The 23672-nt window shown below is 47.2% G+C and carries 20 protein-coding genes; 8 read left to right on the forward strand and 12 right to left on the reverse strand.

Annotation, left to right across the window (positions count from 1 at the left end; all coding sequences use genetic code 11):
* Window positions 1-316: 316 nt before the first annotated feature.
* Window positions 317-784 carry a DUF1854 domain-containing protein gene (locus AOC28_RS09550; RefSeq protein ID WP_072583753.1) on the reverse strand — a complete coding sequence of 156 codons (468 nt, stop codon included), beginning with the start codon at window positions 782-784 and terminating at the stop codon, window positions 317-319.
* Window positions 781-3114 (reverse strand): ABC transporter ATP-binding protein, encoded by a 2334-nt coding sequence (locus AOC28_RS09555; RefSeq protein ID WP_143143927.1) that lies wholly within the window; start codon window positions 3112-3114, stop codon window positions 781-783. Before AOC28_RS09555 ends, AOC28_RS09550 begins: the two co-directional genes overlap by 4 nt.
* A 204-nt stretch (window positions 3115-3318) precedes the next feature.
* Here AOC28_RS09555 and cphA (AOC28_RS09560) point away from each other — a divergent pair, with 204 nt between their 5' ends.
* Together cphA (AOC28_RS09560) and cphA (AOC28_RS09565) are read left to right on the forward strand one after the other, a co-directional pair.
* Entirely contained in the window at window positions 3319-5511 is a 2193-nt protein-coding gene (gene cphA / locus AOC28_RS09560) for a cyanophycin synthetase (protein ID WP_072583754.1), read from the forward strand.
* On the forward strand, window positions 5512-8082 hold the full coding sequence (gene cphA, locus AOC28_RS09565) for a cyanophycin synthetase (RefSeq protein ID WP_072583755.1): 2571 nt from the start codon (window positions 5512-5514) through the stop codon (window positions 8080-8082).
* Between the two features lie 70 nt (window positions 8083-8152).
* On the opposite strand, the gene AOC28_RS09570 is transcribed toward cphA (AOC28_RS09565), so the two are convergent.
* Complete coding sequence (locus tag AOC28_RS09570; RefSeq protein WP_072583810.1) at window positions 8153-9133, reverse strand: class 1 fructose-bisphosphatase; 981 nt, start codon at window positions 9131-9133, stop codon at window positions 8153-8155.
* Window positions 9134-9320: 187 nt separating this feature from the next.
* On the opposite strand from AOC28_RS09570, the gene AOC28_RS09575 reads away from it, so the two are divergent.
* Window positions 9321-9524: a DUF2191 domain-containing protein gene (locus tag AOC28_RS09575; protein ID WP_072583756.1), complete on the forward strand. Its 204-nt coding sequence runs from the start codon at window positions 9321-9323 to the stop codon at window positions 9522-9524.
* 2 nt (window positions 9525-9526) lie between these two features.
* A complete protein-coding gene (locus AOC28_RS09580) occupies window positions 9527-9910 on the forward strand; it encodes a type II toxin-antitoxin system VapC family toxin (protein ID WP_072583757.1) in 384 nt (127 codons plus the stop codon).
* 4 nt (window positions 9911-9914) lie between these two features.
* Here AOC28_RS09580 and pepN read toward each other — a convergent pair whose 3' ends face one another.
* The 5 genes from pepN to AOC28_RS09605 all read right to left on the reverse strand — a co-directional run bounded on the left by pepN (window position 9915) and on the right by AOC28_RS09605 (window position 16741).
* A complete protein-coding gene (pepN, locus tag AOC28_RS09585; RefSeq protein WP_072583758.1) occupies window positions 9915-12524 on the reverse strand; it encodes an aminopeptidase N in 2610 nt (869 codons plus the stop codon).
* Between the two features lie 45 nt (window positions 12525-12569).
* On the reverse strand, window positions 12570-13145 hold the full coding sequence (locus tag AOC28_RS09590) for a TMEM165/GDT1 family protein (RefSeq protein ID WP_072583759.1): 576 nt from the start codon (window positions 13143-13145) through the stop codon (window positions 12570-12572).
* A gap of 87 nt (window positions 13146-13232) precedes the next feature.
* Entirely contained in the window at window positions 13233-14351 is a 1119-nt protein-coding gene (gene ald / locus AOC28_RS09595) for an alanine dehydrogenase (protein WP_072583760.1), read from the reverse strand.
* 12 nt (window positions 14352-14363) lie between these two features.
* Window positions 14364-15689 (reverse strand): amino acid permease, encoded by a 1326-nt coding sequence (locus tag AOC28_RS09600; RefSeq protein ID WP_237767786.1) that lies wholly within the window; start codon window positions 15687-15689, stop codon window positions 14364-14366.
* A gap of 302 nt (window positions 15690-15991) precedes the next feature.
* On the reverse strand, window positions 15992-16741 hold the full coding sequence (locus AOC28_RS09605) for a tRNA threonylcarbamoyladenosine dehydratase (RefSeq protein ID WP_072583762.1): 750 nt from the start codon (window positions 16739-16741) through the stop codon (window positions 15992-15994).
* A gap of 22 nt (window positions 16742-16763) precedes the next feature.
* On the opposite strand from AOC28_RS09605, the gene pdxH reads away from it, so the two are divergent.
* On the forward strand, window positions 16764-17399 hold the full coding sequence (gene pdxH, locus AOC28_RS09610; protein WP_072583763.1) for a pyridoxamine 5'-phosphate oxidase: 636 nt from the start codon (window positions 16764-16766) through the stop codon (window positions 17397-17399).
* A 13-nt stretch (window positions 17400-17412) separates the two neighbouring features.
* On the opposite strand, the gene msrA is transcribed toward pdxH, so the two are convergent.
* Window positions 17413-17985, reverse strand: coding sequence for a peptide-methionine (S)-S-oxide reductase MsrA (gene msrA / locus AOC28_RS09615; protein ID WP_072583764.1), 573 nt, complete (start codon window positions 17983-17985; stop codon window positions 17413-17415).
* Between the two features lie 49 nt (window positions 17986-18034).
* Between msrA and AOC28_RS09620 the strand changes: the two genes are divergently transcribed.
* Window positions 18035-19432: a coniferyl aldehyde dehydrogenase gene (locus AOC28_RS09620; RefSeq protein ID WP_072583765.1), complete on the forward strand. Its 1398-nt coding sequence runs from the start codon at window positions 18035-18037 to the stop codon at window positions 19430-19432.
* Window positions 19433-19488: 56 nt separating this feature from the next.
* Here AOC28_RS09620 and AOC28_RS11415 read toward each other — a convergent pair whose 3' ends face one another.
* Window positions 19489-19662 (reverse strand): hypothetical protein, encoded by a 174-nt coding sequence (locus AOC28_RS11415; protein WP_158009060.1) that lies wholly within the window; start codon window positions 19660-19662, stop codon window positions 19489-19491.
* Between the two features lie 65 nt (window positions 19663-19727).
* On the opposite strand from AOC28_RS11415, the gene AOC28_RS09625 reads away from it, so the two are divergent.
* A complete protein-coding gene (locus tag AOC28_RS09625; protein ID WP_072583766.1) occupies window positions 19728-21263 on the forward strand; it encodes a DEAD/DEAH box helicase in 1536 nt (511 codons plus the stop codon).
* A gap of 2 nt (window positions 21264-21265) precedes the next feature.
* The gene (locus AOC28_RS09630) at window positions 21266-21838 is read left to right on the forward strand and encodes a chorismate lyase (RefSeq protein ID WP_072583767.1); all 573 of its coding nucleotides are present in this window, start codon (window positions 21266-21268) and stop codon (window positions 21836-21838) included.
* 9 nt (window positions 21839-21847) lie between these two features.
* On the opposite strand, the gene AOC28_RS09635 is transcribed toward AOC28_RS09630, so the two are convergent.
* On the reverse strand, window positions 21848-22672 hold the full coding sequence (locus AOC28_RS09635; RefSeq protein ID WP_072583768.1) for a uroporphyrinogen-III synthase: 825 nt from the start codon (window positions 22670-22672) through the stop codon (window positions 21848-21850).
* Window positions 22673-22695: 23 nt separating this feature from the next.
* On the reverse strand, window positions 22696-23661 hold the full coding sequence (gene hemC, locus AOC28_RS09640) for a hydroxymethylbilane synthase (RefSeq protein ID WP_072583769.1): 966 nt from the start codon (window positions 23659-23661) through the stop codon (window positions 22696-22698).
* Window positions 23662-23672 lie beyond the last annotated feature (11 nt).

A 23672-nucleotide genomic window follows, 5' to 3' on the forward strand; every position in this document is an offset into this window, starting at 1 on the left:
GAAGGTGGCTTTTGAATTGCTGTAATTTTTAAATTACATGCCGCGGTAAGCGCCGTCAAAATCATAGTGACGAGCTGGCTTGTCTTGGCTTGGCTTGCTTTCAGAAAAAAGCTGGTTGATCATATTCAATAAAACAGTCATTTGAATCTCCTTAAGGGTTAGTACCTAGATTATAACCCTAATACTAATGCAGTGCAGCAGGCCTAAAACACGGATGCGCAAGTCGTAACCCTCTGTTTTGACAGAGAATTCACTCAATTGGGGGGGGATGCCCTGGTGGCGCCTGCCGAACTGGGATTGGCAGGGTAAATCTTTTTTAGCGGAACCGATCTAGCAGTTTTTTGCTGACTTTATCCAATTGCGTAGAGTCTTTGATGATAAATTGTAGTCCGTTGGAATCGGCAATCAGCAATGTATTCCCGGCAATTCGACGAATGTCTTCTTCGCCCTTGAGGCGAATTCGAGTTGGGCCTCGATCCGTTTCGATATCCCAAATACTAGGGGTAGCGAACGTAGAAACCTTAGTGATCTTCTCAATAACGGGCATGAACTCGCGTTCAGCCAATTCTTCCTCGATCAATCCAAGTTCCGCTTCAGAAATAGCGGTGATATCCGAAAACCAGTAAAGCTCTTTTCCAGATTGATTCATGATGCTAATACCAGCAGCAGGTGCAGTAATTGGAAAAGCTCTGACAGGATGAACGCCAATGTGTCGCTCACCTTTGTTGTCGATAAAGACTAGACGGCCTAGCGCATCACGCTCTAACTGATGAGTCTGACTCATACTCCACCCCCAATGTGCTTAGCTACTTCTTCCAGTTTTTCTTCTTGCTCTTCTTCCAGACTTTCACCAATAGCACCGCCTTCAACGAGCTCTGCAGCATGACGCAGCTGGGCTTGATACAGGGTGTAATACGCGCCCCGGGCTTCCATCAGCTGATCGTGAGAGCCTATTTCCACAATCTCACCTTTATCTAGAACCACTAAGCGATCTGCTTTTCTTAAGGTGGAGAGGCGATGGGCGATTGCAATCGTAGTGCGGCCCTTAACCAGGTTATCCAAAGCACGCTGAATTTCTTTTTCAGTAGTGGTGTCAACCGATGATGTTGCTTCATCCAGGATCAAAATGCTTGGATTAATAAGCAGTGCACGTGCAATTGATATGCGTTGACGTTCACCGCCAGAGAGTGATTGACCACGCTCTCCTACTAAGGAGTCATAACCTAGAGGGAGGCGCAGAATAAATTCATGGGCATGAGCGGCGCGTGCTGCCTCAATAATTTCTTCGCGAGTCGCATCAGGTTTACCGTAAGCAATATTCTCTGCAATCGTGCCAAAGAATAAAAATGGCTCTTGCAATACCAAACCAATACGCTTGCGATAGTCAGCAATTCTGATGCTGCGAATATCCCGACCATCCAAAGAAATCGATCCTGCACTCACATCGTAGAAGCGGCAGATCAAGTTCACCAAAGTGCTCTTACCAGAACCACTATGACCTACTAGGCCAATCATTTCGCCTGGCGCGATATCTAAGTCAATACCTTTAGAAACAGCACGATTACCGTAACGGAAGCCTACGCCACGCAGGGAGATGCGGCCTTTGACTTCACCCAAAGGCACTGGATTGATAGGCTCAGGAACGCTAGAGACGTGATCCAAAATATCAAAAATACGTTTAGCGCCAGCGGCTGCTTTCTGGGTATGAGAAACGATCCGGCTCATAGAATCTAAGCGAATATAAAAACGCCCGATATAGGCCAAGAATGCAATCAAGACGCCAACAGAAATTTTCTGGTGCGCAACTTGCCAGATACCAAAACCCCACACCACTAGCAAACCGGTTTCAGTAAGCAAAGTTACCGTGGGAGAAAACAATCCCCACACGCGATTCACGCGATCATTGATTTGTAGATTGTGCTTATTAGAATCCACGAAGCGCTTAAGTTCGCGATCTTCTTGTGCAAATGCTTTAACTACTCGAATGCCTGGAATAGTGTCCGCCAAAATATTAGTTACTTCAGACCAGATGCGGTCAATCTTTTCAAACCCAAAACGTAAACGATCACGCACTACATGAATCATCCAAACAATGAATGGCAATGGTGCCAAGGTAACCAAGGCCAGCAAAGGATCAATAGATACCAGGATGGCCGCGGTCATGGTGATCATCAACACATCGGTAGCAAAGTCCAGCGCGTATAAGGAGAGGAAAACGCAAATACGATCGGTCTCAGCGCCAATGCGGGCAATCAAGTCACCTGTTCTCTTGCCGCCAAAGTATTCCAGCGAAAGTTTAAGTAGATGTTCGAAAGTAGTATTGCGTAAATCAGCACCAATGCGCTCGCTCACCAATGCAAGTAAATAGGTCTTCCACCAACCCAGACCCCAAGCAACAATTGCAGCGCCAAACAATGCCAACAGATACATGCTGGCCAAATGAAAATCAATTGGATTGCCGCGCTCATATGGAATCAACACATGATCCATTAAGGGCATAGTGAGATACGGCGGAATTAAAGTCGCGCCTGTAGATAACAGAGTCAACACAAAACCCAACAACAATTGTTTCTTGTAAGGGCGTGCAAAACGCCAAAGCTTGAAGAGCGTCCAAGTAGATGGCGGTGCATCATCCTCAGGATCACAAGTCGGACAAGAATCAGAATTAGCGGGCTTAGGACTTAAGCAAACCTGGCAGACCTGCTTGTCATACTCGCTGACCTCACCATTGCTCATTTCCTCGCCACGAGTTAATTGCTTAAAACTAGATTGCAGGCGAAGCACTTGGGGATTTACCGCCAGGGTGAAATTCCAGGCTCTCAACAATTTATCGGGGGTTTCTAGGCGGAGATGCCCTACTCCAGCATGATCACCGTGAATTAAATGGGTGTCCGTCTCCAACTTCCAGGACTCAAATACCTTGCCGTCCGTCCAAAATAGACCTTTTTCGTTGAGCAAAAGCAGGCTTTTTTCAAAGCGTAAATCGGCGCCCAAATCGAGCTCAACCCAAGCTAGTAGGGCTTCAGGGCTCTTTACTGGGGAAGTTTCAGCCTCCAAAACAGCCAACCAATAACTCGGTAGTACGGGGGCAAAAGGTAGGATTTGTGGCTTCATTGACCTTAAAAGTATAGTGGAGCTGAATTTTTTAGATTTATTGCTCCTGTCAACTTTAGGGGGTCAAAAGCCGTTAAATTGTCTAAGTAGGCCCTTTTATGTATTTTTGCCAATTTTGTGAGTTTTTCAAATAACTATTAGAAACAGAGAGACTGTCTGACGCGTCAACGCCAAAAGCTGGCGCTGACCATCGCAATACTGCATATGCCCCAATTACTAGATAAATCCATCGAGATTCTGAGCGTTAAGCATCTCCGTGGTCCCAATATGTGGACTTACCATCCCGTGATTGAGGTTTGGCTCGATATTGGCGATTTAGAGGACTACCCCTCTAACGTCATTCCTGGCTTTTATGAACGCTTAGTTAAAGCCCTCCCAAGCCTCGTTGAACATCGCTGTAGCTATGGTGAAACTGGCGGATTTTTAAAGCGCGTTGAAGAAGGCACCTGGCCTGCTCACATTCTCGAACACTTAACTCTTGAGTTACAAAACTTAGCCGGTATCCCTGGCGGTTTTGGTAAGGCACGTGACGGCGATAGGCGTGGTGTTTACAAAGTGATGGTTAGCGCAATCAATGAGGAGGTCACACTCACCGCTCTCAAATATGCGCGTGATCTTTATTTAGCTCTAGCGCAAGACAATGCTGACTGCGTTGCTCTTGTGCAAACCATCATCGAAAATTTACGTGATCTTGGCGACGATCTTTTGCTGGGTCCAAGTACAGCATGTATTGTGAATGCAGCTGAAGAGCGTGGCATTCCATCGATTCGTTTATCTGAAGGCAACCTGGTTCAACTGGGTTACGGCGCTAAACAACGCCGCATCTGGACAGCAGAGACCGATCAAACAAGCGCAATTGCGGAAACCATTTCTCGCGATAAAGATTTAACTAAGAGCTTGCTACGTAGCGCCGGAGTTCCAACACCCGAGGGTAGAACCGTTACCAGCCCTGATGATGCTTGGGAAGCCGCGCAAGACATTGGCTTACCTGTAGTGGTTAAGCCGATCGATGGCAATCATGGCCGCGGTGTATTTATCAACCTCTATACCCAACAAGAAATTGAAGCTGCATATGCCGTTGCCATTGATGAAGGTAGCGAAGTTTTAGTTGAGCGCCACATTGTTGGTGATGAGCACCGCTTGTTAGTTGTAGGCAATAAGGTAGTTGCTGCGGCAAAAGGTGAAACCGTATGGGTCACTGGTGATGGGAAACATACTGTTCATGAACTGATTCAAATACAGATTAATTCTGATCCCCGTCGCGGCACCGCAGAAGAGCACCCTCTCAATCCTGTTCGCATTGATTCTGCAGTAGAACTTGAACTGGCACGTCAGCAACTAAAAGGTGACAGTGTTCCTGCAATAGATCACAAAGTACTCATTCAAAGCAACGGCAACGTTGCGTTTGATGTTACTGATTTAATTCATCCTGATGTTGCTAGCCAAGTAGCCTTAGCTGCCCGTGTTGTTGGCCTTGAAATTGCCGGTGTTGATTTAGTAGCGCAGGACATTAGCAAACCATTGGCAGATCAAAATGCTGCCATTGTTGAAGTCAATGCAGGCCCCGGCCTACTGATGCATCTCAAACCCGCAAGCGGTAAACCTCAGCCTGTTGGCAAAGAAATTGCGAATCACCTCTTTCCACCTGGGGTAGATTTCCGTATTCCGGTAGTTGGTGTCTGCGGTGAACACGGCAAAACCCCTGTCGCCGAGATGATTGCCCATTTCTTACGCCTAACGAATGTCTATGTTGGCCTTTCTTGCAGCAAAGGCTTGTTCTTTGGTAACCGCGCGATTCCAAACTCCAATGCATCAAATTGGGAGAATGCCCGACGCACCCTACTTAATCGCGCAGTAGAGGCAGTTGTAATTGAAAACAATCATCTGTCAATGTTGATAGAAGGATTGGCCTACGATCGCTGTCAAGTTGGCGTCGTACTCAATGTTGATCCAAAGGCAAACTTCCCGCAATACGCAATTTATGATGAAGACCAAGTCTTCAGCGTTGTACGCACCCAGGTTGATGTCGTTCTTCCAACCGGTGTTGCCGTACTCAATGCTGATGATCCAATGTGCGTACAAATGGCCGAGCTTTGTGATGGTCAGGTGATCTTCTTTAGCGAGAATTCAGACTCTGAGATTGTCAAATCCCACTTAGCAAACGGTGGTCGTGCAGTTGTCATTGGCAAACAGCAAATTACCCTGAAGTCTGGAAAGCTGGATCAGAAATCCATTCCTGTGCCACGTCACTCTGAAGCCAACCACTCTACTCCTTGGAAGACCATGAATTTAGGTGCAGCTATAGCAGCAGCCTGGGCTCTTGAAATTCCATTCAACGTTATCGAAGCAGGCGCAGAAACATTCGTGCCTGATGCCACTACTGCTACAGGGGCTTAATTGGAAATTACTCGTATTCGCATGTTGCGCGGCCCAAATTTATGGAGCCGCCACACCGCTTTAGAAGCGATTGTTTCTTGTGATGAGTCTGAACGCTCAATCGATTCTATCCCTCAATTTGAAACCAAGATTCGTGAGCGCTTTCCTCAATTAGGCAGCATGCGTCGCGGTGGCCATAATGAAGTGCTTTCTTTAGCTCATGCTCTTGAGCATGCAGCGCTTGGCCTTCAAGCTCAAGCAGGTTGCCCCGTTACCTTTAGTCGCACAGTGCAAACAGTCGATGTTGGTGTTTATCAAGTGGTAGTGGAATACACCGAAGAAGTCGTGGGTCGCATGGCTTTCGACTTTGGTTTTGCTTTGATTCAAGCCACCCTCAACGATGCACCGTTTGATCTCGCTGCCGCCCTCTCAGAGTTAGAAGCTCTTTACGAAGACGTTCGCCTTGGACCAAGCACTGGATCCATTGTTGATGCAGCAGTACAGCGCAACATCCCCTACCGCCGGATGACCGAAGGCAGCATGGTGCAGTTTGGTTGGGGTAGCAAACAGAAACGCATTCAAGCTGCAGAGACTAGCGATACCAGCGCGATTGCTGAAGCGATTGCCCAAGATAAAGAACTCACCAAGAACTTACTTGCTGCTGCTGGCGTATCCGTTCCTATTGGCGAAGTAGTTACCACTGCTGATGATGCTTGGCGTGCTGCTCAAAAAATTGGCGGTCCGATTGTTTTAAAGCCGAAAGATGGTAACCAAGGCAAAGGCGTTGTTGCCAACATTCAAACCGAAGAAGAGGTCCGCGCTGGCTTTATTGTGACCCAAGCCTTTGGTCGGGAAACCATTGTTGAGCGCTACCTCCCTGGTGCAGACTACCGCTTGCTCGTCGTTGGCAACCGCCTCTCGGCCGCTGCTCGCCGTGAGCCAGCACAAGTAGTTGGCGATGGCAGTCACTCCGTTGCAGAGCTAGTTGAAATCGAGAATAAAAATCCATTGCGTGGCGACGGACATGCAACAGCGCTTACCAAAATTCGCTTTGATGACATTGCCATGGCGCATCTCGCAAGCTCAGGTCTTACCCCACAATACGTGCCAAAGACTGGCGAACGCGTTCTTCTTCGTAACAATGCCAACCTCAGCACTGGTGGTACCGCTACTGATGTTACTGACGATGTTCATCCGGATGTTGCGGCAAGTGCAGTAGCTGCAGCTCAGATGATTGGTCTTGATATTGCTGGCGTGGATATCCTTTGTGAAAACATTTATAAGCCACTAGAACAACAAGGTGGCGGTATCGTTGAAGTCAATGCCGCGCCCGGTTTACGTATGCACCTCAAGCCTTCATATGGCAAAGGACGCCCCGTTGGCGAAGACATCATCAATATGATGTTCCCACTAGGTGAAGATGGTCGCATTCCAGTGGTAGCGGTTACCGGCACGAACGGTAAAACTACTACGGTGCGCCTTATTGCTCACCTGTTAAATGAAACTGGCCTACGCGTTGGCATGACAGGAACTGATGGCGTTTACATCAATCATCGCCTCATCGATACCGGCGATTGCAGTGGTCCTAAAAGTGCTCGCAATGTATTAATGCATCCCGATGTAGATGCTGCCGTACTTGAAACTGCTCGCGGTGGAATGCTCCGCGAAGGTCTTGGCTTTGATCGCTGCGAAGTTGCGGTGGTAACCAATATTGGCGAAGGTGATCACTTAGGCCTTAATTACATTACTAGCGTTGAAGATTTAGCCATTCTCAAGCGCGTGATTGTGCAAAACGTTGCCCCAACCGGTGCCGCAGTACTCAATGCGGCAGACCCAATGGTTGTGAAGATGGGTGACAAGTGTTCTGGTCGAGTGATTTTCTTTGCCCAAAATCAACATCACCCAGTCATTGCCGCTCATCGCGCTAAGAATAAAAAAGTCATTTATTTTGATGGCACCTACATTGTTGCCTCCAAGGGATCGCGTGTGATGTATCGCTTCCCCGTTAGCGAAATTCCCCTGACCCAAAATGGCGTACTAGGCTTCCAAATTGAAAATGCCATGGCTGCGATTGGCGCAGCCTGGGCTCTTGGTCTTGATGCCGAAAAGATTGCTCGCGGTTTACATAGCTTTGAAAGCGATCCGAATTCCGTACCGGGACGCTTTAATCAATTTCAACATAATGGCGCCACCGTCATTGCTGATTATGGTCACAACCCCGATGCTATGCGCGCCCTTACTAGCGCCGTTGAGGCCATGAAACCCAAGAAGAGCCACGTGGTTATTAGCGGTGCAGGCGATCGTCGTGACGAAGATATCCGTGATCTAACCCGTATCTTGGGTAACTCATTTGACAACGTCATTCTTTATCAAGATGCCTGCCAACGTGGCCGTGAAGATGGCGAAGTATTAAAGCTATTGCAAGAAGGCTTAGTTGGCGCCACTAAGGCCAAACAAGTCAAAGAGATTCATGGTGAATTTAAGGCTATTGATACAGCTCTAAATGATCTCGCTGCAGGCGATATTTGCTTGATTCTGATTGACCAAGTGGAAGAGTCTCTTGCCTACCTTAAACAACAGGTGAGACCTTAATCACAACTGTATGGTCATTAAAAAACCCAATCGCTTGATTGGGTTTTTTATTAGTGAAGCAATAGTGCACTTATGAGTGATAGCTCTGAATGCGATCAATCTCTTCTTTAGAGCCTAGCATCACAGAAACACGCTCATGCAGATCTGTTGGCTGCAAATCCATAATGAGATCCGTTCCATTGGTAGAGGCACCACCCGCCTGCTCTACCAGGAAACTCATTGGATTGGCTTCGTACATCAGGCGTAACTTACCTGGCTTGTGCGGTTCACGCTGATCCCATGGGTACATAAATACCCCGCCACGAGATAAAACACGGTGCACATCCGCCACCATCGAAGCGATCCAACGCATATTGAAATCCTTGTCACGGGTGCCACTGACGCCAGCTAAGCACTCCTCAACATAACGACGTACTGGGCCAGCCCAGTGGCGCATATTGGACATATTGATTGCAAACTCTTTGGTTGAATGAGAAATCTTTACCGCATCCTTAATGAGCAAAAACTCACCAGTCACTTTATTCAAGGTAAACATCACCACACCATCACCCAAGGTCAAGGCCATCGTGGTTTGAGGTCCATACACTACATAACCCGCAGCAACTTGATGACGCCCTGACAACAAAAAGTCAGAGGTCTGCAAAGGTGCATTCGGATCTTGTTTCTTGAGAACTGAAAAAATAGTTCCAATCGATACGTTCACATCAATATTGGATGAGCCATCGAGTGGGTCAAATAACAGCAGGTAATCACCTGTACCTTGAACTGGAACTGGAAGCTCCATTTCTTCTGAGGCTAAACCTGCGAGTGATTTACAACCCTTTACGCCGTCGATCAGCAAATCGTTTGCAATGATGTCAAGTTTTTGCTGAACTTCACCCTGCACGTTGCCAGTGCCTGCGGAACCCAACAAGCCAATCAAGGCGCCCTGCGCTACTTCATGACTGAGAGTTGAGCAGGTGTTAACAACCGCGGTCAGCAAATCTTGCAATCCAGCCGGAATAGCATCGCCAGCCGGCTTTGTGGAGGCTAAATATTGCTTGAAATTGATATGGGTACTTGAGGACAAAGGTATTTCTCCAAAGCTCTATTGAAATTAAGGTCTATTTTGCCTTGTTCCGAATGCCAACCTCAAAATATTGATATTTCCCATCTAAATGATCATTTGGGCAATAAACCACTCTAATTTTGATGTTATTTTAGATGTTATAATGCATCAATAATGATGAGGGATATATATGAGAACTACTGTCACGATTGACGACGATCTATATCAAAGAGGTTTGGATCTTGCTGACCCTGATATGGATAAAGCTGATCTCTTTAGGGAGGCCATTAACGTATTCATAAGAGTTCAAGTTGCTAAGAGGTTGGTAGCATTGGGTGGTAAATCACCTCAGATGAAGACTATTCCTCGCCGCAAACCGAAGGATGGCCAGTAATCATGACCATGGTTTTAGTTGACACATCAGTCTGGGTAGCTCACTTTAGAAAGTCAAATGTATCTTTCGAAGCTCTACTACTAAATGACCAAATACTGTGTCATCCCCTAATCCAAATAGAATTAGCCTGCGGATCACCCCCATCGCCACGCTCTAAAACCTTGGGCTATATTAAAAAATTACGACAAGCAACTATAGCCACCCCTTATGAAATATTGGAGTTTATTGAAAAGCATCAACTCCAAGAATCTGGATGTGGGGCAATTGATGTATCACTCCTTACATCAACTCTGCTTTCAGAAAATGCCCAGCTTTGGACTCTGGATAAGAACCTGGAAAAGCTTGCAATTCGATTGGGTATTTCGTACAGCAATAAGCTCCATTAACTTCTTAGTTACCCAGCGCCTTTCCAATCACTTCCCTTACATCGGGAGAGAGTGTTGGGCATGCAGAAACACGCTCTAGAGCCGCTTTCATATGATCTTGATAGGGTTGGGCAAATAAACGCCAGCGGTCCAGCGCTCTTGCAAGACGAGCCGCTACCTGAGGATTGATGGGATCAAGAGCTAATACGCTATCGGCCCAGAACTCATAACCACTGCCATCCGCCTGATGAAAGCTAGCTGGATTGTTAGCGCAGAACGAATGAATCACGCTGCGAACTCGGTTTGGATTGTTTAACTTGAATGCAGGATGCTCGCGGAGCTTCTTCACCTCGGTGAGAGTGGAGTCAAGACCGTCAACAGGGGGACGACTAGATTGCAAGCCAAACCACTTATCGATTACCAAAGCATCATTCGCAAATCGATTGTAAAAATCAATTAAGCAATCTTTAGCTTGTTTTGCGCCGTGTACCACTAATGCAGATAAGGCTGCATAACGGTCAGTCATATTGTCAGCAATTTGATATTGATTGGCTGCCATTGGTGCCCATACTGCTGGTGCCGCCTCTAGCAACATGCTCAATGCTAGATTTTTCAGGGCACGCTTACCAGCATCAACCCCATCAGACTTAAATGGTCCAGGGGTTTGCATCTGCTGATACAAGGCGGCCCACTCAAGTTGCAACTGTTTCGCAATTTCTTTACGGAAAGCGCGTCGCGCAGTAAATATCTTCTGAGGATCAACGCTCGTGCATTGCTCATACAAATAAGACTCTGCAGGCAGCGTTAAAGCCAGATCCTTAAAGGCGGGATCTAAATTAGGGTCTAGCAAGATATTGCGATACGCCTCAATCAGTTTTTCATCAGGCAAACGATTATTTAAAATCATTTGCATCGCCAACTTCTGACCAGCCTCCCAACGATTAAATGCATCATCATCGCTTGAGAAAAGTGTTAATAGATCTGCCTCGGATTGCTCAAAATCTAAATTAATTGGCGCTGAGAAGTTGCGATTAATCGAGAGAACTGGACGTTCTTCGATATTGTCAAAAGTCCAAGTTTGAGTTTCTTGTGTTAATTCCAATAACTGCTCTGCTTGGTCATTCGCCTTTGTAATTAAGCGCATCTTCAATGGAATATGAAAGGGCTTCTTCTCCGGCTGACCCGGACTAGGTGCACAACTTTGCGTCAGCGTCAGTTGGTACTGTTTTTTGGTGGAGTCATAGTGCTCTTGCACCTTAACCCTTGGGGTGCCTGCCTGGCTATACCAATTCTTAAACTTAGTCAGGTCCTTACCATTGGCGTCTGCCATCGCAGCCAAGAAATCATCGCAGGTAACCGCCTGACCATCATGGCGCTTAAAGTAGAGATCCATTCCTTTGCGGAAGCCGTCTTTACCCAAAAGAGTTTGATACATCCTAACAACTTCTGAACCCTTCTCATAGACAGTAACGGTATAGAAATTATTGATTTCTTGATACTCATCCGGGCGAATCGGATGCGCCATTGGGCCTGCATCCTCAGGAAATTGCAATTGACGAAGCAAGCGAACATCTTCAATCCGCTTTACTGCCCTGCCGGATTCACTACCCATTTGATCAGCAGAAAACTCTTGATCTCTAAATACAGTCAAACCCTCTTTCAGGGATAACTGAAACCAATCCTGGCAAGTAACGCGGTTACCTGTCCAGTTATGGAAGTACTCATGAGCAACAACACTCTCAATATTGGCAAAGTCTGCATCTGTCGCAGTTTCTGGCTGGGCAAGAACAAACTTGGTATTGAAAATATTCAAACCCTTGTTTTCCATTGCACCCATATTGAAGTCACTTACGGCCACAATCATAAAACGCTCTAAATCCAACTCCAATCCAAAACGCTTTTCATCCCAATGAATAGAGGCAATCAGGGAGTCCATTGCATGTCGAGTCTTCTTGAGGTCATGCGGCTCAACCCAGATCTGCAGTAACTTCTTAGCACCGCTACTAGTGGTAATAGTTTCTTCAATGCATTCCAACTTACCAGCAACCAAGGCAAACAAATAGGATGGCTTAGGAAACGGATCTTCCCAAGTAGCACTATGCCACCCATTAGGTAGTTTTTCTGTAGTCAGTAAGTTGCCGTTGGATAACAGCACCGGACACTCTGCTTCGCGCGCACGCAATGTCACGCGATAACGCGCCATCACATCCGGGCGATCCAAGAAGTAAGTAATCTTTCCAAAACCCTCTGCTTCACATTGAGTAAAAAAGTTCCCGTTGGAAACATACAAGCCCATCAGAGTAGTATTTTTCTCGGGGACGCAAACGCAAATAATTTCTACGACAAACTTTTCTTTACCTTCATTTGGCAGCGAATGAATCGTCAGTGTTTCTGGTGTTAATTCAAAATGACGATGGGCTTCACCATTGATGCGCAAACTAACAAACTCGAGCTCTTGCCCGACCAAAACCAAGGGGGCTCCTGCCTTAAAACTTTTGCCTGGCAAAACCTCAATGCAACTTTTCACAATGGTTCGCGCTGGATCCAGAGCGATGTCGAGTTCGACATGATCGAAGGTGTATGCAGGCGGGAGGTATTCGAGCCTACGAAAGCTCTGGGGGAGATCAGTTTTCATGAGCCTATTTTAAGTCTTGGCTGGCAGACGGGTTAGTTCGCTATCTCAGGCCCATATCAGGGTAGCCAAGCCAATAGCAATAAAGGTAACGGCTGCAACCGCGTGCACCCACTTAATTGGCATGCGTTTCGTGAATTTCTGACCAATCCAGACGGCAGGGGCATTTGCCAGCATCATCCCCAATGTGGTGCCAACCGTTACGGAGAATACATCCTCGTAACGAGCGCCTAAGGCAATGGTCGCTATTTGCGTCTTATCACCCATCTCGGCTAAAAAGAATAAGCCTACCGTGAGCAAAAATACTTGGAGAGCCCTATCAGCTACCTTAGAGCCGGCTGCATCATCAATATGATCTGGCACCAGTAACCACAGGCCGATTCCTAAAAAGCTCAATCCTAAAATCCAACGCATTACATCAGGTGATACCAGGGTGGTTAGCCAATGACCCAATAAGGCAGCGCAAGCATGATTTGCGATTGTGGCAATAAAGATGCCTGCAATGATGGCTAACGCCTGCTTGGGATAGCGAGCCGCCAGCATCAATGAGAGTAATTGGGTTTTATCCCCCATCTCCGCCAGAGCAACTACCCCAGCAGAGAGGGTTAAGGCTGAAAAATCCATAAATGAAGTAGGTCCAGTAAGTTTTGCGTGTCAGGGATAGTTTAAATCCTAGCGCTCACTAGACCCACTCATTTTGGATATATATTGCTACGCTACTAAAAGCTCCTCGGCCATTGCATAGTCTAGGCCCTGAGCCATTGCAACTGGCTTTGATGTCAACATCCCTTTATGCACACTCAAACCATTGCGCAAGTGATGATCAATTGAGAGCGCTTTCATCACCCCCCGGTTTGCCAAAGCCTCAACAAACGGATAAGTCGCATTGGTTAAAGCAAAGGTAGATGTTCTAGCAACTGCTCCGGGCATATTGGCTACGCAATAATGCAGTACACCATCCACTAAAAAGGTTGGATCAGCATGCGTAGTAGGTTTGGATGTTTCAAAACAGCCGCCTTGATCAATGGCAACATCCACCGCAACCGAACCAGGCTTCATTGTTTTAATCATTTCACGCGTCACCAATTTGGGAGCTGCTGCCCCAGGTAGCAAAACTGCTCCAATCACGACATCCGCTTCACACACTTCTTGCTCAATCAACAAGCTGTCAGAATAAAAAGTTCTGACGCGATTGCCATAGAACATATCGATCTGACGCAAGCGATCAATATCACGATCAAAGATACAAACATCAGCCCCCATGCCGACTGCCATTTGCAAAGCGTTACGGCCCACGACGCCACCGCCCAGAATGACAATCTTGGCCGGTGATACGCCAGGTACACCCGCCATCAACACACCTAAGCCACCATTGGTTTTTTCTAAATGCGATGCAGCTGCCTGGATGGACATGCGACCCGCTACTTCACTCATGGGCGCCAAAAGAGGGAGAGCGCCATTCATAGCAGTCACTGTTTCATAGGCAATGCAGGTAGCACCTGATTGCAACAAAGCTTTTGTCTGCCTCGGATCTGGCGCTAAGTGTAAATAGGTAAATAAAATTTGATCCTCGCGCAGCATGGCGCATTCTTGCGCCTGAGGCTCTTTGACTTTCACAATCATCTCCGCCCTTTGAAACACTTCTGCTGCACTATTGACAAGGCTAGCACCAGCAAGTCGATAAGACTCATCCGTTAAGCCGATTTGCTCGCCAGCACCTCGCTGGATCAAGACAGAATGTCCCTGCTTACAAAGTCCGCTGACATTACCCGGGGTTAATCCCACCCGGAACTCATTATTTTTTACCTCTTGAGGTACGCCAATAATCATTGCCTTCTCCTATTATTTAAAGTCACGTTGGATTGCTGTTTTGCGATGTAAGCCCACGACATAAAACATTGCGAGATACACGCCCAATAAACACGGCCCCACTATGAGTGCGATCCGTGCATCCTCATGAAAGCCCATCAACACCACCACTAATCCGATGAATGCCAGAGCGAACCATGAGGAATAGGGCCACCAAGGAGCGCGATACCCTAACTCCGCCACTTGGGATTTGGATAGCGAGCGACGGAATTTGATCTGTGTAATCAAGATCGCGATCCAAACCATTAAGCCAATAAAGGTCACTGCAGCCATCATGTATTGAAAGGCTTTGTCAGGTACAAAGTAGTTCAGCACTACACCTGACATACAGACCCCGACTGTAGTCATCACCGCTCGATGAGGAACGCCATACTTTGAAAGCTTTGAAAAAGATCTAGGAGCGTAGCCGTTAGACGATAAGGAGTAGAGCAAGCGTCCACCACTAAAGATGCCTGCATTACATGAAGAGAGTGCTGCAGTGATCACGACAAAGTTAATTAAGCCCGCTGCTCCTCGCAAACCCAGCCTTTCAAACATTACTACGAATGGACTGCCTTGCTGCCCAACTTGATTCCAAGGAAAAATTGCCAAAATAACCAGGATGGCACCCATGTAGAAAATGAGAATCCGCCAAGCCAATGAATCAATGGCCATCGGAATGGTTTTTTGTGGGCTCTCAGCCTCGCCTGCAGAGAGACCAATCATTTCTATACCAACATAAGCAAACAAGACCATTTGCAATGACAACAACATTCCGCTGATGCCATTTGGAAAGAAGCCGCCGTGTTGCCATAAATTATTCAGGCCAATGGGCTGCCAATCATTGGTAAAGCCAAACAAGATGACCGAACCTCCAAGTGCAATCATGGCGACAATCGCTACCACTTTGATCAGAGCAAACCAAAACTCAAATTCTCCAAATACCTTTACTGCAATCAGATTGATTAAGCCCATCATCACAATAGAAGAAAGTGCCCAAATCCACTGCGGGGTCTCGGGAAACCAAATGCCCATATAGATGCCAACCGCAGTAACTTCAGCAATTCCAACCACAATCCAATAAGTCCAGTATCCCCAGCCCACCATATACCCCGCCAGCGGACCCAAATAGGTATTGGCGTAGGCTGCGAAAGAACCGGCTACAGGTTCATGCACCGCCATCTCACCAAGTGTCCGCAGAACAATGAAAGCAACAATGCCTGCCAGCAAATAACCTAGAAGAATGGATGGGCCTGCTATTTGAATTGCGCTTGCCGACCCTAAAAATAATCCAACGCCGATCGTTGAGCCTAAGGCCATCAAACGAATATGCCGCACTTTGAGGTGACGTTTTAAGCCAGAGTGTTCAGTCTGCAAGGGAGACCTCCTTTCGATTTGTCATTGGCAACTTGCCAACGGAGCAAAGTCTAGGGAGGACTGGTGATCAGCACTAGGGGAGAAAAATTACTAAAGTGATTAATTAAATAAATCTATTTAGGAAAATATTGAAATGTCTTTGAAATCAACGCCGAGTTTGAAATAAATTATTTCTGATTGCAACAGAATCAGTAATTTCCTACAGGGAATCCCCTTAAGGATTTACAGTAATTTTTGAGAAAAAATTACTGTGCAGCGATGAGATTCAGAATTTCTGCGGCAGCTGCAAGCCCACAAGCAGCCGTTACCATCACGGTGGAGCCATAGCCCGAGCAGGCCAGACCTCCGCTGGAAGCTCCCGCTCGTGGTTCATGCGAATAAATTGCACGAATGCCAATTTTTTTCTTCAGATTTCTGGAGAACCCATGATCTTGTCTGAGTCCCTGGCGAACCTTAGCCAATAAAGCATCTTGTTCGGTACGAGAAAGATCTTCGCAGCGCACCGATGTGGGATCTGACTTACCACCAGCAGCACCACACATGACTAAAGCACGATTATTTTTCACGGCCCACACTGATAAAGCAATTTTGGTTTGTACTGAATCGGTCGCGTCTAATATCAATGCATTTGCTGGAATAAGTCGATCTAAGTTTTCTGGCTCCAAGAATTCATCGCAAGCAGTCAAATTGATCTCTGGATTAATTTGCAGAATGCGCTCCTTCATCGCCTCGACTTTTGCTTTGCCGAACTGCCCTTCTATGGCGTGCAGCTGTCGATTGGTATTGCTTTCGGAGATATGATCAAAATCAATAATGACAAGGTGTCCAATACCCGTGCGAGCTAAGGCCTCTGCCGCCCAGGACCCAACACCCCCTAGACCAGCCACCACTACCGTTGCATTCAGAAAGCGCTCGCGCAGTTCTGGCCCATAGAGTCGTGAGACCCCGCCAAAACGACGATTTTCTAAGCTACTTTCTACCTTGTCTTCTGCCATAGCTTCTCTTTATACTGAATAAATGGACTCCATTGCACAACTTCGCAAAAACTATACCTTTGGTCAGCTCTCAGAGACCGAGGTCCCCCAAGACCCGCTCCCGCTTTTCAAGCTTTGGTTTGATCAAGCTGTGAAAGCAGAATGTCCTGAACCCAACTCAATGACCTTGGCAACAGCTAACCAAGCTGGCAATCCATCAGCCCGTATTGTCTTACTAAAAGGCGCAGACCAAAATGGCTTTACCTTTTTTACTAACTACGAGAGTCAAAAAGGCAAAGACTTGGCCATCCGCCCTCAAGCAGCCCTCCTCTTCCATTGGCATGAATTAGAGCGCCAGGTACGTATTCAGGGTATTGTTGAACGGGTTAGTACAGCCGAAAGTGATGAGTACTTCCATTCTCGCCCAGCCGCCTCCAGAATTGGTGCCTGGGCCTCGCCTCAAAGCACTGCTATCCCAAACCGTGAATTCTTAGAAGAAGCGGAAAAACGTTTTAAGGCAGAGTTTGGTGACACACCTCCACGCCCAGAGCATTGGGGTGGTTACCGCTTACGCCCTACTGAAATTGAATTCTGGCAGGGGCGTCCATCTAGATTGCATGATCGCATGCACTACAAACTAGAAGGTGCCGACTGGCGAGTGAATCGCCTAGCACCCTAGAAACTGTTAACCCTCAGGAATATTGTGGCGCTATGAGCGATTTAAATTTCGCTCTAAATTTAGCCAGCTTAGGCGCGACTACCGCCATGCAATATCCTTGGTTAGGATGCTGCTGAAAATAATTCTGGTGATAGTCTTCTGCGGGATAAATGGTTGGCGCAGCATCGATCTGCGTCACCACTGGATTGGCATAGATTTTTGATTCCTCAAGCTCTTGCACTACCTCGTGCGCAATCTTGGACTGCGCTTCACTGTGCGTAAAAATCACCGAGCGATATTGCGTGCCATGATCATTGCCTTGATAGTTCAAGGTAGTCGGATCATGAATCACGAAAAGGATTTCTAATAAATCCCTAAATGAAACAATTTGTGGGTCAAACAAGATGTCGACAATTTCAGCATGGCCTGATACACCCGTGCAAACAGCCTCATAAGTTGGATTAGGTCTAGCGCCACCGGCGTAGCCAGAAACGACAGACCGAACCCCAGAAATTTGCTGGTAAACCGCTTCCAAACACCAAAAACAGCCCCCACCTAAGGTGGCACGCTCTAAAAGCGGTTCTTTTTTATCTAAATTTGTTTCCATGGCTTTATCCTAATGCCTTATTCCAATACCTGCCAACTATTAATAGACTATGAATCGCTTCACTATCCAGCTCGATGAAATGAAAGCAGCCTACGCTGCAGAACCAAACCCTACCCTCGAAGTGAGACTGGATCGAATTGCTCGCATTGAAAAAATGATTGAGGCAAATGAAGAAAAAATCTGCAAAGCCCTCGAGGCTGACTTCGGGGTGCGCCACCCAGTAGAAACGAGACTTGCTGAATGCCAGATGATTTATCAGGCCTGCAAGCACACCCGCAAGCATCTCAAAGAATGGATGAAGCCTGAGCAAAGAGAAGTTCCATCCCATATGGGCGCCTCGCAGGCTTGGGTTCAAAGTCAATCACTAGGCGTAGTTGGCATTCTGAGTCCCTGGAACTATCCGGTTCAATTAGCGCTTATTCCAGCAATCGCCGCTTTTGCTGCTGGTAATCGCGCTTGGCTCAAGCCATCTGAACGAAGCTCACGCACCTCTGGATTTATTGCTAGCTTAATTCAAGAGTATTTCCACCCTAGCGAGTTCTGCGTCACCACTGGTGGCCCAGAAGTAGCCGAGCAATTTTCAGCACTGCCTTTTAATCATCTTTTCTTCACTGGCTCAGGCACTATTGGTAAAAAAGTGATGCGTGCTGCCGCAGAAAATCTGACGCCAGTCACTTTGGAACTTGGCGGTACAACACCCGTCATCATTGATAAGAGCGCCAAACTCAAAGATGCTGCAGCCTCTATTGCTTACGGCAAATTACTGAACGGCGGTCAAACCTGCATTGCCCCTGACTATGTTTTGCTAGAGCAAGGCATTCAAGCAGAATTTATTCAAGAATTACAAACTGCTGCTCAAACCCAATTTAGCAACCCTGAAGAACTGACAGGCCCTATTGATGAGCGACAACTGGAATACTGGCAGCATCTAGTCAGCGACGCTCTAGACCGTGGTGCAAAAGTGATTCCTTTGCTCAATAACCCTGGTGCTGGTGCAAGACCATTCGAGCCCATTGCATTGGTCAATGTTCCGCCGGAAGCCCGAATTCTTCATGAAGAAATCTTTGGGCCCATTCTGCCGATCGTAACTGTTGCAGATACCTCGGCAGCGATTACTTATGTCAACAACAAACCCAATCCCTTGGCTCTATATTGGTTTGGCAAAGATAAAAAGAATATGAAGCGGGTTTTAAATGAAACGTGTTCTGGTGGCGTCACCATTAATGACACGCTCCTACATATCACCATTGAAGACCTTCCTTTTGGTGGAGTGGGTGTGAGTGGCATGGGAAGTTATCACGGCAAAGCAGGCTTTAACACCTTTAGTCATCAAAAGTCGATTCTGGAAGTGCGCGGCTTCTTTGGTTTAAACCTTTTCAAGGGAACTAAAACTGCGCGCCCTCCATATGGAAAGATGACTAAGTGGCTTTTGCGTTATCTCAAATAAAGAGATAAACAAGCGATACTTCTATTACTAAGCTCAGAAGATGAAGCTTTAAGCCTCTATTTCTGAATTAAGTCGGGAAAACCCTTGTAATCGAGTGCTGAAAATGCCATAATAGGAGGCTTTTTAAAGCAATTTGATTCATCGCCCCCCAGCTCTATTTCAGCGATTAGTTTAGAAGTCATAAACACAACAACGCTGCCGCTTGTCTGATGGTCGATGCCTTTGACCATCGCACCCTATAAAAAACAATGGGTGCAACATACGGAGACATCCCTTAAAGGGGATGTGTAATAGCATGACTTTTTCTAAAGAAACTAATCACGAGTCGAAAGACTCAAAGAGCACTGGAACTGAGTTCCAGAATTTTGCCCTAGCGGCATCACTCCTTAAAAACGTTGCTGAACTGGGTTATACCCAAGCCACATCCGTGCAAGCTCAGGTGATTCCTGCGGCTTTAGCTGGTGGTGACTTATTGGTCAGCAGCCAAACCGGTAGCGGTAAAACCGCAGCCTTTTTATTGCCTTTGATTAATCAACTCATTGAAGACAACCCGAACAACTCACCTGTACCAGGTCGCGCACAACCTAAAGTGTTAGTGCTCTGCCCTACTCGTGAATTGGCTCAACAGGTTGCCGCTGATGCAGTGAACTTAGTTCGTGGCATGAAAGGTATCCGTATTGCAACTGTGATGGGTGGCATGCCTTACGGCAAGCAGATCCAGGCATTGAAAGGTGCGTTGTTAGTTGTTGCAACTCCAGGTCGTTTGCTCGACTTGTGCGATAGCAAAGCAATTCGCTTAGATGATGTTAAACAACTCGTTATCGATGAAGCAGACCGCATGCTTGACATGGGATTTGCTGATGACCTTGAGGCAATTGATAAGCGTTGCGCAGGCCGTAATCAAACTTTAATGTTCTCTGCAACTTTTGCGCCAAAGATCATGTCTTTAGCAAACGAGTTGACTACAGATGCCAAGCGTATTGAACTTGCTCACGCAGGTGAAAAGCACGCCAACATTGAACAGAAGTTACATTGGGCTGACAGCATGTCACACAAGCATAAATTGCTCGAGCACATTTTGGCTGATGCTGATTTGGATCAAGCGGTTGTGTTTGCAAGCACTCAGGTTGAGAGCGAAAAAATTGCTGACACATTGCGTGCCAATGGCTATGAAGCTACTGCCCTACACGGTGCAATGCCTCAAGCTGTACGTATGCGTCGTCTCGAGTCCTTACGTAAGGGTCACACCAAGATTTTGGTTGCGACTGACGTAGCAGCTCGTGGTATCGATGTGCCACGTATTAGTCACGTGATTAACTTTGGCTTGCCAATGAAACCAGAAGACTATACGCATCGCATCGGTCGTACAGGTCGTGCAGGTCGCAATGGTGTTGCTATCACTTTGGTTGAACATCGTGATCGCGCGAAGATCCGCAATATCGAACGCTTCACACAGCAAGATATCGTTGCTTCAGTCATCGCTGGTCTTGAGCCACAAGCCAAGCCAAGCTTTGGTGGTGGCGGTGGTGGCAATCGCTCTGGTGGCGGTCGTTCTGGTGGTGGCTTCGGCGGTGGCAATCGCTCTGGCGGTGGTGGTGGTCGTTATGGCTCAGGCGCTCGCTCAGAGTCTCGTTCTGGCGGTGGCTTCGGTGGTGGTAATGCTGGTGGTGGTCGTTCAGGCGATTCACGTCCAGCTCGCTCTGCTGACTCACGTCCTGCGCGTTCTGCTGACTCACGTCCGGCACGCTCTGGTGACTCACGTCCAGCAGGCGGCCCGCGTTTTGCTAAACCAAAGGCCGGCGGTCAACGTCGCAGCTTTAGCGGTAGCTAAAAATGATTCACCAAAATCGTCTCCGTTCTGCATGGAATCGGGTCGGTTCCGGTGAAATCCATCGGGCGCCACGCGAGTGGCAACCTTGGCTAAGCGATATAGGGTCTCTCACCCAAAAAATTGAGAAGGCAATTGGGCAAAAGCTAGAAGTTCAGGTTTTGCGCGACTGTCCTCAATCACTTAATAGCGACGAAAGTCGCTATTTTCATTTAAAGCTCAGACGCTGCAGAGTACGTGAAGTACTGCTCTGCTCAAATGGCATTCCTTTAGTGATGGCACACAGCGTTATTCCAACACTCAGCTCCAGTGGCAGTAATCATCAGGTCTTGCGCTTAGGCACTAAGCCCTTGGGCGCAGTCTTGTTTAGCAAAACTCGCAAACACTCCAAGGCCAAGCCACCGCGCGATATTGCACGTCTAGATAAAAGCAGTGAATTGTGGAAAAAGTGCTCTAAGCACTTTGCTGGCTTGGACTCACCCTTATGGGCAAGACGCACCCTCTATCGCTTAAAGGGTCATCCCATCTTGGTAAATGAGATTTTCTTACCTAGCTTACTGATAGCTACCAAAGCTTAACTTCTATTTTTAGATTGTCAGCCAAGCTAAGGTTGACTTGATCAAAGCTTCATCGCCTGGCTCACTCGTAAAGACTTCACCAAACCCAATCATTTCGGCCGCATCCGCAATATTGTGATGTGGACATAGTGCGCTGGCGACATTGAGGTTTTGCGTAAATTGGTCTTTCATAACTTCGCCGAGATAACGCACCGCCTCAGAAGAAGTGAGCAACCAAAGTGATTTACTCAAATCCATTTCTCGTACAAGTTGCCAAGCAGGGTTATCAATATCCAAAGGTACGCGCGTGTAGGTTGAAATAGCCTCCACAGTTGCCCCTGCCTTTTTCAAAGTGTCAGCCAGCCAATCACGGCCACCCTCACCTTTAAAGATCACTACTTTTTTGCCCTGCCAATTCCATTTCAGGGATTGAAGCTCTTTCCACAAACCTTCAGAGTCCCAGTTTTCGTTATTTCCTGGAATGATGATGGGAGTGGGATTGTCTTCCGATCCGACGCCATGATTTCTCAGGGCAAGATGACTGCTGCCACCCATCACACCAATCGGAATAATCTTCTTAGAAAAATCTTGCCAATCTCGCTCCAATAAACGCATCACACTCTCGATGGCATTAGGACTTACAAAGATGGCAAGATCTGCGTCGCTCAGGGTGCTAGCGATATGGTCAGCTAAATGCCCATCCGACTTTGGAACAATCGTTAGCAAAGGCAGAGAGAGTATTTCTGGAAGACTACGCTTTCCTACACCGCTTGCCTCGATTGCCCTGGTGAGCACTTCAATCAATTGACGCGCTTGACCAGCAGGCCGAGTAACAATGATTGTTTTGGTGCTCATGCTGACGAAGATTGCGCTTTGTATTACTTAGGAAGTGCTGGAATTAAATCAGCCGCGCCCTGTGACAGCAAGTCTTTTGCCACTGCAAGGCCCAAGGCCTCGGCATCTTCAACTGATTTCACTTGAGCACTACCATTAGCCAGGCAAATTGCTTGGCCATCAACACTCGCTACAAAAGAGCGAATGTTCATTTGGTTCTGATCCCATACTGCGTGTGCAGCCAGCGGCACTTCACATGACCCGCCTAATTGGCGAGACACCATACGTTCAGCAGAAACAGCAAACAAAGTCGGCAAATCATTGAGTGGAGTAAGCCACTGTTTGATATTGGGATGTTTGCTTAAAGTTTCGATACCTAAGGCACCCTGGCCTGCAGCGGGAGTGTAGGGATCATATGGCAAAAAAGCACGAATGCGGGACTCTAAACCCAAACGCTTTAAGCCAGCAGCAGCCAAAATAATAGCTTGATATTCACCTCGATCTAATTTGCTCATGCGAGTATCTAAGTTGCCGCGTAATGGCTGTATGACCAAATGTGGAAACTTTGCGCGCAGTACTGACTCACGTCGCAAACTCGATGTGCCCACAATAGCCCCATGAGGAAGATCCTCAAGACTGGCGTAATCATTAGAAACAAAGGCATCACGCGCATCTTCCCTGGCCATGACGCAAGAAAGATCGAATCCCTCAGGCATCACCATTGGGACATCTTTTAAGGAATGCACCGCTAGATCGGCACGCCCATCCTCTAATGCGGTTTCCAGCTCTTTCACAAAAAGGCCCTTACCACCCACTTTAGAGAGGGCTCTGTCCAAAATCTGATCCCCACGGGTAGTAATGCCCAAAATCTGGACATCGCAGCCTGGATAGAGCTTTTTAAGGCAATCCTGGACATGCTCAGCCTGCCACATGGCTAGGCGACTTTCACGGGAAGCGATTACGAGGCGCTTTGGAGCGTCAGATGGGGAAGAATTCAGGGTTGGCGACATAACATTTAAAA

It is taken from the genome of Polynucleobacter sp. MWH-Adler-W8 (assembly GCF_001889925.1).
GTDB lineage: Bacteria > Pseudomonadota > Gammaproteobacteria > Burkholderiales > Burkholderiaceae > Polynucleobacter.